Genomic DNA, 11,953 nt, shown 5'->3' with positions numbered 1-11,953 from the left:
CAGCGCAGATCCGGTCGATCAAACGGAGTAACGGTAAAGTGTTTATGGACGCAACATTGACGAAACGTGACTTTCAGCAGTTGAGTTCATTTATCTATGATAATCTGGGCATTAAAATGCCGGATAGTAAAAGTACCATGTTGACCGGCAGGTTAACGAAACGACTGCGCGCACTCGAACTGTCGAGTTTCAGTGAATACTGTGATTTTCTCTTCAGCCCGGAAGGGCAGGAAGAGGAAATGGTGCATCTCGTCAATGTTATCACCACCAATAAGACCGATTTTTTCCGTGAACCAAGCCATTTTTCGTATCTGACCCAGACTGCACTGCCAACTTTGCAGAAAACACGTACGTATAGTTATCAGAACAGCCTGAAGGTCTGGAGTGCAGGCTGTTCAACCGGAGAAGAACCCTATACCTTGGCGATGGTCCTTTCTGAGATCGAGGCGAGTCAGGCAGGTTTCAGATTTGACATTTTGGCTACCGATATTTCGACCCGGGTACTTGAAATTGCTCGTCGGGCGATCTACCCGATGGGCCTGATACAACCGGTGGCTCCTCTATTCAGGAAAAAATATCTGTTGAAAGGGAAGAATGCGAAAAATCCGCAAGTTCGAATAGTGCCCGAATTGCGCAAGCGAGTACGTTTTGGTCGCTTGAATTTCATGGATGAGAATTTTGGATTACCGTATACGGTCGATATCATTTTTTGCCGGAATGTCATAATTTACTTTGACAAACAGACTCAGGAAAAATTGATGATCAAATTCTGTCAATTTCTTAATCAGGGAGGATACCTGTTCCTTGGTCACTCTGAGTCTCTGCATGGCTATGATACTCCTCTGAGCCAGGTGGCACCGACAATCTATCGGAAATTGTAATGAATATGAACCTCTCTCCGCTGGAGAAAATTTACCTAAAACCAGGAGAGTTGGTGATCACGCAGGAGCCGGTGATGGTGACGACGGTACTTGGCTCCTGTGTATCCGTGACGATGTACCACTCGGGTACACAGACAGCATCGATATGTCACGGAATGCTGCCCAATGGTAGAGGAAGTGATAACTTCAAATTCGTCGATACTTCATTAGGGTACATGATAAAGTTTTTTCAAAAAATGAAGATTGCTCGGGAGGAGATCGAGGTCAAACTGTTTGGCGGGGCGGACATGTTTTCCGGCGATCGGGTGAGTGTCGGTAACCTCACGGTTGGAAGACAGAATATTACTACTGCGATTCGCTGTCTGAAGGGATCCGGACTGACTATTGCTGCTTCCGATGTTGGTGGTAAGAACGGGCGAAAATTGATTTTTAAAACCGATAGCGGAATTGTCTTTATTAAGAAGATGAGTGGCCAGGACCAACTACCAATTACCTAGATGAGCAAGAGGGACGACATGCGGCAATGCTTTTGTATGTGGGGAAACAGGGATCTTGTTTGTCATAGGAGGGGATATGGGGGTTAAGGTACTGGTTGTCGACGATTCGGCGGTGGTTCGGCAAACCCTTTCGGACATACTACTGGCAGATAGGGATATTGATGAAGTCGTCACGGCGCAGGACCCGTATGTCGCCGCCGCAAGATTGCGGCAGTTTATCCCGGATGTCATCACCCTGGATGTTGAAATGCCAAGGATGGATGGCTTGAGTTTTTTGCAGAAAATTATGTCCCAGCATCCTATTCCCGTGGTGATGTGTTCAAGTCTGACCGAAACAAATTCGGAAACAGCGTTGCGAGCCATGGAATACGGAGCGGTTGATATCATACAGAAACCACGAATGGGAACAAAGCAGTTTCTGGATGAGTCAAAAGTGGTCATTTGCGACGCGGTAAAAGCAGCGGCAAAAGCCAGTGTGAGACGGCAAAGCCGTACCACAACCATTAGCACCGAAAAGAAATTAAATGCCGATGTAATCCTGGCCAAACCCGGTGCCAAGGCGATGATCCAGACAACCGAAACAATCGTTGCCGTCGGTGCGTCGACCGGAGGTACCGAAGCGCTGCGCACCTTTGTGGAAATGTTGCCAGCCGATTTTCCAGGTGTTATTATCGTCCAGCATATGCCGGAGCATTTCACTACCTCTTTTGCCGAACGTCTCAATAGTTTAAGTAAAATGACGGTCAAAGAGGCAGCGGATGGTGATACCGTCATGCCCGGACGTGTTCTGCTTGCTCCCGGCAACAGGCATATGCTGCTACAGCGAAGCGGGGCTCGGTACTATGTGCAGATCAAAGACGGCCCATTGGTCAGTCGGCATCGGCCCTCTGTTGATGTCCTTTTTCGTTCGGCGGCTCGCTATGCCGGGAAAAATGCAGTCGGGGTTATCATGACCGGTATGGGTGACGATGGTGCAAAGGGCATGCTGGAGATGAAGCAGGCTGGGGCCGCGACTATTGCCCAGGACGAAAAAAGCTGTGTGGTCTTTGGCATGCCGAAAGTAGCCATTGAGTTGGGTGGAGTCGATCAGGTCGTACCACTCATAAAAATCGCTCAGGCTGTTGCGAGCCTTTGTTATTGATAATGCCGACTTCTCATCAAAGCAGGGATGAATCGCTTGGAAAAGGAAGACCGATTATTTGAGGCGTGTCGGGTCCTCTTTGGTCATGAGATCGAGCTTTCCAGGGAATTTCTCTGTTATCTTCAAGACGAAGGTGTGACCAGCGCTTTTAGGAAAAAGGCGATGGAAGTCCACCCGGATCGAGCGCTAATTTCTGGCTTTTCGAAACAACACTGCCAGGATGAATTTGTTTCTCTACAGACAGCCTGTCACGTCCTGCGTCGGCATATCGCCTCCAGAAACAATCCCCCTCGTCGAGAAATCTACTCTGCAAAACCTCAGGATAATCAATATCTGCAGCCCAACGACTTACCTGCCGAAAAGCTTCTCTTTGGTCGTTTCTTGTATCGCATGGGCGTCATCGAATGGCGTCAGCTCCTCATGGCGCTTACCTGGCAGAAATCTGGCCGGCCAAGAATAGGTGAGTTGGGGATTAGTCTGGGTTTTCTTGATCGGAACTCCGTTGTGGCAATTTTAAAAAAATCTGTTAAAACCGGACCTTTCGGCGTCACCGCCCAGGGTATGGGTTTCTTGACGGCAAGCGAGGTTCATGAGTTATTGCTGAGACAGAAGCGGCAGGAAAAGAAAATCGGTCAGTTTTTCGTTGAAAAAGGTCTGCTGAGCACAAGAGAACTGTCGATATTGCTGGGAAAATGCAAGGCACATAATCGACAGATTGAATTACTCTATGAGAGATAGAGATTACGGTTGACCACGCCTGTGCTGACATCGTGCCTGTCACGGCATAAGACGTAACTTAAAGAAGCACGGAGATCAGCCTTGGCATGTGTGATTATCAGAACAAATCGAAACTATTTCATGCTATTAGGCCCAATGATCGGGTAGCTGTAAATTTTGGCCAACTTTTCAGATTTGCCTATTCAGTTTCAAATATCGATAATAAGTAGATCGGCTGATCCCCAAGGCTAGGCAAATATCTTTAATCTTCATCCCCTTTTCTGTCATCTCTTGAGAGAGTTGAACTTTGCGATCATGTCTGGATAAAGATGGGCGGCCACCAATTCTCCCTTTCTCTCTGGCTGCAGCAAGACCCGCGTGAGTTCTTTCCAGAATCAATCCTCGCTCAAATTGAGCTAATACTGCAAAAATCGAAAATATGAGCTCACCAGCAGGAGTGGTAGTGTCAACAACCCCCTCTGTCAGGGACTTGAAGCCAACGCCTTTCTCTTTCAATAAAGTCACGACCTGAACAAGGTGTGGCAGTGATCGTCCTAAACGATCCAACTTCCAAACTATAAAAGTATCACCTTCTGAGAGATCATCGAGGCACTGTTTCAAACCTGACCGTTCTGATAAAGCTCCACTTGCAATGTCTCTATATATCCGTGCACAACCAGCTCGTATGAGAGCTTCTTCCTGTGAATCAGAATTTTGATCTTTCGTGCTCACACGTGCATACCCAAAAACTGTTCCCATAAAATCTCCTCCTGGTCTCATTAAACGTATTTTAAGGGACAAATCCAGGATTAAATAAACAAGACGGGTTTTTGATACACTTTTCGATGAAATTTGATATGTTCCACAAAACGGTCGTTTTATGGGACACACAAATCTGAGCTGAGAATTTTTTGAAGAGAGAGTGCACGCATACTGTCGGGCACCTTGTCAGGAAGAATCTATACTAGGCTATACCGATGACGGTTTGGCATTGCCAGTTCCCATCTCAATTTTTCTCCAATTCTGTTCAAAAGAGAGAGGCCACCTCTGCTCTTATGAGTTCAACCAACCGAAACATAAATTGTTCTCCTCATCACGAGGAGGATAAGGTACATTCAGGAGAAAAGAGGGCACAAGGTTCACCGGCACAGTATTCCTTCTAAAATTCTGATGTATTGGAAGTATAGAGATAGAGATCTTCCTGACCTGCTAATAGGGCTGATGCAGTGTCGCGTCGAAGAGGTATTATCAGGAGCAAGAAATGCAAGAAGTCGAAAAATTCGTCATTGTAGCTATCGGTGGGTCTGCAGGAAGTCTAGAAGCGCTTGAAACTATTCTCTCCGATCTTCCTTCTGAAAATGGTCTGGCTATTACCCTCGCCCTGCACTCAGCGTCAGAGCACTCAGAGGGGCTGGCCGATTTTCTCAGCAAATACTCTTCAATACCTGTCAAAGTTGTCGGAGAAGAGTCATCATTTGAGCCAAATAACATATACATCATCAGGTTTGACAAAGCGTCTGACGGTAGCGTCGACCGCATTAATCGTTTTTTCCACCAAATTGCAATTACGTATAAAGATCGAGCTGTTGCTGTCGTACTCTCAGGTGGCGGTCGCGATGGTGTTGATGGAGCCAAATCAATTGAAACAGAAGGTGGTGTTGTTTTGGTTCAAGACCCTGCCACTGCAACCCATCCGGAAATGCCTCAAAACATTCTGCGTGCCTGTTCAACTACCGAAATCCTGCTACCGGAGATGATGGCGGCTCGAGTCCTTGAAATAGCCGCCGTGGCAGGAGTCAAAGAGTCAAATATAGAGCTTGCCAGCCAGTTACATGACATCTGTCATATTGTAAAAATTCGTACTGGCAATGATTTCAGCCTCTACAAACCCAACACGGTGATACGTCGCATAGATCGTCGCATGAAAGCTAATGGGCTGACAGAGGTTTCGCGGTATATAGATCTGCTTGAGGAAAGCCCCGAGGAGGCACATGCCCTCTCCCAGGACTTCTGTATTGGTGTGACTGGTTTCTTTCGAGATCCTGAGGCTTTCGACATTGTTTACCACGATATCTTACCAAAGCTTCTTTCAAACAGATCATCAAATGATCCGGTCCGCATCTGGGACACCTGTTGCTCGACCGGTGAAGAGGCATATTCCCTTGCGATGTTGATCCATGAATATATTGCCGAAAACAGAATCGATTGCACCACCAAAATATTTGCTACAGATCTCGATGAACAAGCGATAGCAGCTGCTCGAACCGGGATATATCCTGAAACGGTCAAGTTAGACTTGGGAGATAAACGGTTTAACACCTTCTTGACCAAGGTAAACGATGGCTTCCAGGTTATTAAGTCATTGAGAGAAATGGTCATTTTTGCGCATCATAATCTCATCAAGGATCCCCCATTCTCCCGGCTAGACATGGTGGTTTGCAGGAATTTTTTCATCTACTTGAATGCAGACATTCAGAAACGCCTTTTGAATCTTTTCCATGCCATGCTTCGGCCGGGTGGGTATCTCTTCATGGGAAATTCAGAAAGCATTGGACCCCTCACAGAGCTTTTTGCAACTGTTGACAAACGTTGGAGAATATTCCAGAAGCTGGATTCTGCACTTCATTCAGCAAAAGAATTGTCTCTCACCAGTAATGTGCAAATGATCGATCGGTCAACCCGCGATGCGTACCGACCTGAAAAGATTTGGCCAGAGCCCGGTGAGCTGGCGACAGAAATCCTGGTCCAACGCTATGCCCCGCCATGCGTGGTGGTCAATGATAAGTATGAGGTTGTCCATGTCTCGACACCTGCCAGCCATCTCCTTGAAATTCCAATTGGAACGCCGACCAATGATATATTGAGGATGGTAAAAAAAGAGCTCCGGCCAGCGCTTCGGGCTGCTATACACCAGGCGATATCGCAAGGTGAGCAGGTTGCCTTTCGTGGTCAATGCATGACCGTGCACGAGCAACAGATAGAGGTGAATGTGACTGCCGAGCCACTGGATGCCAAAAATATAGCTAGAAGACTTGCTCTGGTAACTCTGCAGCCAACCCCTGTCCAAATACCATCTCAAGATGGTTTCACAGAGAGTAGCTCCCAGCAAGAAAGAAGCAGAAAGGACCTACTTATTCGCAATCTTGAGGAACAGCTGCGAATCAATCAGGAAGAACTGAATTCTACAATCCAACAACTTGAAGCTTCCAACGACAGTCTAATGTCGACCAATGAGGAGCTGATGTCTGTCAATGAAGAGTTCCAATCAACCAATGAAGAATTGGAAACTTCAAAGGAGGAGCTTCAGACCCTGAATGAGGAACTGCTGACCCTCAACACCGAGTTGCAGAAAAAGGTCGAGGCCCTCGATGTCGCTAACAATGATATCGAAAATTTGCTGAATGGAACACAGATAGCGACACTATTTCTTGACTGCAATTTGCGGGTAAAACGTTTTACTCCGATGGCTTCGAAAATCTTCAACCTCGTTTCATCTGATATTGATCGCCCCTTGGAGCACATCACCGGCACTATCTCTCAGGTGAATATCTCTGCCGATGCCAGGAGGGTTATTGAGACGAATACGATCATTGAAAGCACAGCACTGACTGTCGATGGCGACCGATATTACCTGATACGGCTTTTACCCTACCGGACCTCAACAGGCGAGGTTGAGGGGGTTGTGATAACTTTTGTTGATCTCACTGAACAACATCGTATGGAAGAGGCAATTCGTGAACAGGCCCAGATTCTTGATCTGGCTCCGGTAATTGTCCGTGACCTCGAGTCTCGGATTGTCTTTTGGAGTGCAGGTGCCTCTCGACTTTACGGATTCACCAAAAATGAGGCAATCGGTCACATTTCACATCAACTGCTGAACACGGTGTTTCCGCAAAGCCTCGATTCTATCATGAATACGCTCAAAACTCGTTCGGCCTGGAATGGTGAACTTATTCATCATAACCGTAATGGTGAGGAAATATTTGTCAGGAGCCAGTGGGTCCTTTACCGGGATAGCGCAGGACGCCCATCACGTACCCTGGAGGTCAATGCGGACAATACTGAGCGCAAAAAGGCCGAGGATCAGTACCACATGCTTTTTACTACAATGGTGAATGGTTTTGCGCTCTGCGATATTATTTGCGATGAACAGGGATCAGCTCGGGGATATCGGATAATTGTGGTTAACCCTGCTTTTGAAAAACTCACCATGAAGAGGAGTGATGATGTTGTTGGCCAGGACGTCTTTGATGTAATGACAGGAATAAAAGCCTCAGGTGCCGAGTGCTGCCGGTCAGTTTTGATTTCCGGTCAACCCGACATCTTTATTTACACCCAACCTGAATCTGGCAAACGCTTCGAGATAACCGTATTCCAGCCGACCTCAGGGCAACTTGCTATGATCATTGAAGACACGACGATTAAGTATGAAGCTGAATCTGCACAAAAGAAACTTGAGTTGCAACTCGCCCAAGCTCAGAAGATGGAAGCCATTGGCACTCTCGCAGGAGGTATTGCACACGATTTCAACAATATTCTTGGAGCGATCCTTGGTTATGCAGAGATGCTTCGGGAGACAAGTTCGTCAGATGCCAGAACGATTCATGATATCGACCAAATCCTCAATGCAGGCAACAGGGCGAAAGAACTGGTGAAGCAGATACTTGCTTTTAGCCGCCAGACAGATATCGAGCATATTCCATTGCAACCGGCGCTGCTTGCCAAAGAGGCGATTAAGCTTTTGCGTTCTACACTGCCGTCATCAATTACCATTGAGCAGGACATTGATCATGATGCCGGTGTTATTCTTGCCGATCCTACGCAATTCCAGCAAATACTGATAAACCTTTGTACGAATGCGTTCCATGCCATGGAGGCGAAGGGAGGAACGTTAAGAGTCTCTGTTCATAAAAAAACAGTTACCGAAGAAGATACAGACAACAGTTCGCGTTTGCGTCCAGGAAAATATGTACAAGTATCGATCAGAGATACTGGAACGGGAATTGCGCCTGAAATCATGGAAAAGATCTTTGATCCATATTTTACCACGAAAGAGGTAGGCAAGGGAACCGGCATGGGACTTGCGGTTGTTCTAGGGATTGTTCAGAGCTCTGGAGGATATATCCTCTGCGACAGCAAACCTGGAGAGGGTACGGTGTTTCATATATTGATGCCAATCGTTGAGGGCTCTGCCGTGGAAGATAAAAATGTTACAGAGGTGATTCCAAAGGGCAATGAGCGCATTCTTCTAGTTGACGACGAGGAAATGCTCAACGTCGTGAACAAGAGAATATTGGAGAAACTGGGTTATCAAATAACTGCAATGAATGATAGTCTTCAGGCTCTCAACGTCTTTCGATGTCAACCGGATGCTTTCGATTTGGTCATTACCGATCAGACTATGCCTAATATGTCAGGCGCTGATCTCTCTTGCAACCTGCTTAAAACTCGTCCAGATATACCCATCATTCTCTGCACAGGATATAGCAGCCTTATCTCAGAAGAACAGGCACGGATAATGGGAATAAAAGGCTTCATTATGAAGCCTTTTACAAAGAGGGACTTAGGTAATGTTGTCCGTATGGTTTTGAACAACCGGTAGCCAGGTATTTCAACCTGAAACTCCTATGCCCCCCAATCGTATTACATCGATAACCTTTAGACTAAAAAGAGAGCACACTTATTATTCGATGTAGACGAAAATTTTAAACCGACGATTGGATATGATTTGGCAGAAGTCGGGTGATGATCTTGCCCGTTCTTGAAGTACATTCCGTTAAGCAAGTAAGTGATATAACCTACCTCTGGACAGCTGAAGGCTGGCTTTACCTTGCCGTGATTATAGACCTATTTTCACGGCTGGTAGTTGGCTGGGCTTTGGCGGAGCGCATTACCGTCGATCCCTGTTTGTCGGGCTTTAAAGATGGCGCTCTGGAGGCGGAAGATGCCCAGGGGGGGAATCCTGCATCCAGATTGCGGCGGCCAATATTGTTGTTCTACCGCATACCAAAGTCTCGTGATAAAATACCAACTGATCTGCAGTATGAGTGCCAAAGGCAATTGCTACGATAATGCCTGTACTGAAAGTTCCTTTCACACTATGAAGGTGGAAGCCATCCACGGTGAACGCTTTGCTACTTGTGAAGAGATGCGTCACACTGTGTTTGAATATATTGAAGTTGATTTCAATCGCATTCGCAGCCATAGTGCGGAGTTATAGTCAAGTCTGGTGTTTGAAGCTCTCAAAGCAGCTTAACTGGATGTCCACTCAAAACGGGCAAGATCAGTATTTTGCAGTAATTCTCAAACACAGTTGAGAATGCGTCAAGCTACAATCAATTATATTATGCACTTATGGATATATGTTGCAGTAGTTTCGTTCTGAAAAAGAGAAAAACAGATTCAACAGAATAAGTTCTATCGCATACAAGGAGTAATATTGTAAAATATCATTATGCTTGGAAAGTCAGATGACAGTCGGCTCTTCCGATAAACATCCTGTAAAGGGGGGCATCTCATGAAGACTGTGGCATGCAAAGACACAATTTTCAAACTTCTTGAGCAGGATGGCCCCTTTGCAACACGAGATACTATCCATTACCAACCATTGTTTTCCCCATTCAGCAGGAACCAGGTAGTCAGCCTGAAAAAGAGTCACCTTTTAAACCGATATTTTATTACCAGAAACCAAATCTTTGAGTTCCTTGATGTTCGTTCATACGTAGAGATTAAAAATCTTATCGACAATGAAGATTGTCGAAAGGTTACCCGCCACAGAGCCTATAGCCTCCTTTCTAGGATGTTTGGAATAGCAGGAAATGAAAGTGAATGTCTTACTGCCATTAAAAACTATTCCAGAACTGCTGATGGAGTCATTCGTTATCTAAAAAGAGCAGTTTTGTCTCCTTACTCTTCATATCTTGATATGGATAATAAAGTAGACGCAATTTATGATCCCGTTGAACTTTTGCTTATTCCCTTTGATGACCGATACCATAAAAAAGCAAGGTTTGAGGCCAAGCGCAAGCTGATACTCATGCAACTTGCGGCCGCCATTGAGCAACGCGAACGAGAAACTGAAATCGAGACAAAATTTGCAGATTTTCTTGATTTTCTAAATAATTATGTCTGGAGTGCGGATGCAAAAATAGGTGAACAGGAGCCCGCCTTTTTAGTGAGTCGTCATTCACCTGAGGATTTTTCCTGCTGTGATGTGGCTGTTCACACTTGGGATCGGGTTCTTGAAGACACGGAAAAGTCTTTTGAACCCGGCCTGAAAAGGACCCTCATCAAGCGTCTCTGGTTTCATTCCGGTAATAGGAAGATTCCCATTTATGTCATTGTCCGCAAGAAAGAGCCTGTTGCCAAGGTGCTAAAGCTACTAAGAAAAGGTGAAGAGAACCCGGATATTGCCGTAGCAGACGAGCTAGGCCTCATGGGGGTTCTTGATAGAATCGCCGATGTAAGAATATTTCAGAAACACTTGGTTGAAAGTGCCTTCAGAGCCGGTTCCTTCTTAATCCAGGAAGATGTTTCTGACACTCTGGAGGGTAGATTTCACCATAATGGGAATGCGGGAAGTTCAGCCAATACGCCAATGCTGAAATTTTTTGCTCGAATGGGAGGGATGCGTGTCGAGTTTATTATCCACACTAACAAAAGTTTCTTGAACTACATCTACCAGCGCGGTGTAGCTCATCGTGAGTATGAGGTTAACAGACTTTTTGATTCAGGAGTTGCCGATCTGCTTTTTCCAAAGGATATATATTTTCTAGATCTTGCTTCTATAAAATCAAATCTCTTGCACAGATTTAGGCAGCAGATTGAAAATGAGCAATAATAATTGTCCGTCATGTTTTCCGATCTTGCAGGAAGCGGAAACAACCGAAGAACCAGAATTAAAGTACGCTGAGATGTATGGTGTCAGAGAATTCCATGTCCCTCATAATTTGAGCGCTGTTTTTTAAAAAATGGTTATTCGCAATTGCCATATGTTTGGAGTAAAACGACATTTCAATATCGCCTTGAGTTTACTTTAATATGTCGATGGCTTTAACCACCAAATTAATGATCAGAATTTCATTCAACAATTGAACACGGGCCTTACCACTCCCATTGATTACTTATCAAAAATAATATAATGTCAGAAATATAAGTGCATTTGGCCTACTTTGAAGCAGACAGTGTTACCCTAAAAAAGCAGGCTAGTTCTTTAAGCACTTGGAGCCACTACGTAAGGGAGGAGGTGATGCTCATTCCTCAGGCGCAACGGACATATTTCCTACTCATTCTTGGATTGAGCTTTCTCTTTATAGCTTCTGCCGGTATTTTTCTGCAATTTTTCTCGAATGATATCCAATTAGAATATGAACCCTTGCATTCCTCTATCGAAGGGGTTGGAGCTGTTCAAGCAATTCTCATGGCTCTGCTTCTTTTGTATTTGCAGCAGGACAACGAAAAGCAGAAGGAAGAATATTTCTTGTTGTCCATGGGATTTTTGATGATGGGCGTTCTCGACGGGTTCCATTCCATTGCAGTAATAAATCATGGTTTTGTGATGCTCAGAAGCCTCGCCAATATATTCAGCGGCTTCTGGTTTGCTCTTCTATGGCTACCTAATTACGGGCGGTATATATCTAAAATAAAATATTTTCCTTGGATTATCACTCTGTTTTCCGTGCTGCTAGGTATAATGACTATCAAGTTTCGCGAATTAT

General features: G+C 45.3%; 8 protein-coding genes and 1 pseudogene. 8 read left to right on the top strand and 1 reads right to left on the bottom strand.

What is annotated here, in order from left to right; all coding sequences use genetic code 11:
* The first annotated feature begins 44 nt into the window (after positions 1 to 44).
* From BUF15_RS25515 to BUF15_RS25500, 4 genes are all read left to right on the top strand, one after another.
* Positions 45 to 881, top strand: a complete 837-nt coding sequence (locus tag BUF15_RS25515) for a CheR family methyltransferase (protein ID WP_073617103.1) — start codon at positions 45 to 47, stop codon at positions 879 to 881.
* Complete coding sequence (locus BUF15_RS25510) at positions 881 to 1,378, top strand: chemotaxis protein CheD (protein ID WP_073617101.1); 498 nt, start codon at positions 881 to 883, stop codon at positions 1,376 to 1,378. The genes BUF15_RS25515 and BUF15_RS25510 overlap by 1 nt, the downstream gene beginning before the upstream one ends.
* A gap of 76 nt (positions 1,379 to 1,454) precedes the next feature.
* Complete coding sequence (locus BUF15_RS25505; protein ID WP_073617099.1) at positions 1,455 to 2,519, top strand: protein-glutamate methylesterase/protein-glutamine glutaminase; 1,065 nt, start codon at positions 1,455 to 1,457, stop codon at positions 2,517 to 2,519.
* A 36-nt stretch (positions 2,520 to 2,555) separates the two neighbouring features.
* Entirely contained in the window at positions 2,556 to 3,257 is a 702-nt protein-coding gene (locus BUF15_RS25500; protein WP_143170887.1) for a J domain-containing protein, read from the top strand.
* 168 nt (positions 3,258 to 3,425) lie between these two features.
* Here the strand turns inward: BUF15_RS25500 and BUF15_RS25495 are convergent, their stop codons facing one another.
* A complete protein-coding gene (locus BUF15_RS25495; RefSeq protein ID WP_073617095.1) occupies positions 3,426 to 3,995 on the bottom strand; it encodes a recombinase family protein in 570 nt (189 codons plus the stop codon).
* 502 nt (positions 3,996 to 4,497) lie between these two features.
* On the opposite strand from BUF15_RS25495, the gene BUF15_RS25490 reads away from it, so the two are divergent.
* The 4 genes and pseudogenes from BUF15_RS25490 to BUF15_RS25475 all read left to right on the top strand — a co-directional run.
* Positions 4,498 to 8,838, top strand: coding sequence for a CheR family methyltransferase (locus BUF15_RS25490; RefSeq protein ID WP_073617093.1), 4,341 nt, complete (start codon positions 4,498 to 4,500; stop codon positions 8,836 to 8,838).
* Positions 8,839 to 9,014: 176 nt separating this feature from the next.
* Positions 9,015 to 9,456: pseudogene (locus BUF15_RS27955) on the top strand (IS3 family transposase); the annotation flags it as partial.
* A 297-nt stretch (positions 9,457 to 9,753) separates the two neighbouring features.
* The gene (locus BUF15_RS25480; protein ID WP_073617089.1) at positions 9,754 to 11,076 is read left to right on the top strand and encodes a hypothetical protein; all 1,323 of its coding nucleotides are present in this window, start codon (positions 9,754 to 9,756) and stop codon (positions 11,074 to 11,076) included.
* Between the two features lie 408 nt (positions 11,077 to 11,484).
* The coding region (locus BUF15_RS25475) for a hypothetical protein (protein ID WP_143170886.1) at positions 11,485 to 11,953 on the top strand (469 nt) is incomplete at its 3' end.

Origin of the sequence: Desulfopila aestuarii DSM 18488 (assembly GCF_900143695.1) — a bacterium.
In the GTDB taxonomy this organism is placed as follows: domain Bacteria; phylum Desulfobacterota; class Desulfobulbia; order Desulfobulbales; family Desulfocapsaceae; genus Desulfopila; species Desulfopila aestuarii.
Note: the sequence above shows the minus strand (reverse complement) of the source record. Positions and strands in the feature narration are given on the sequence as shown.

Bases quoted from the DNA above. Each gene is read 5' to 3' on its own strand.
- BUF15_RS25515 (WP_073617103.1), top strand. From the start codon at position 45: ATGGACGCAACATTGACGAAACGTGACTTTCAGCAGTTGAGTTCATTT.
- BUF15_RS25510 (WP_073617101.1), top strand. From the start codon at position 881: ATGAATATGAACCTCTCTCCGCTGGAGAAAATTTACCTAAAACCAGGA.
- BUF15_RS25505 (WP_073617099.1), top strand. From the start codon at position 1,455: ATGGGGGTTAAGGTACTGGTTGTCGACGATTCGGCGGTGGTTCGGCAA.
- BUF15_RS25495 (WP_073617095.1), bottom strand. From the start codon at position 3,995: ATGGGAACAGTTTTTGGGTATGCACGTGTGAGCACGAAAGATCAAAAT.
- BUF15_RS25490 (WP_073617093.1), top strand. From the start codon at position 4,498: ATGCAAGAAGTCGAAAAATTCGTCATTGTAGCTATCGGTGGGTCTGCA.
- BUF15_RS25480 (WP_073617089.1), top strand. From the start codon at position 9,754: ATGAAGACTGTGGCATGCAAAGACACAATTTTCAAACTTCTTGAGCAG.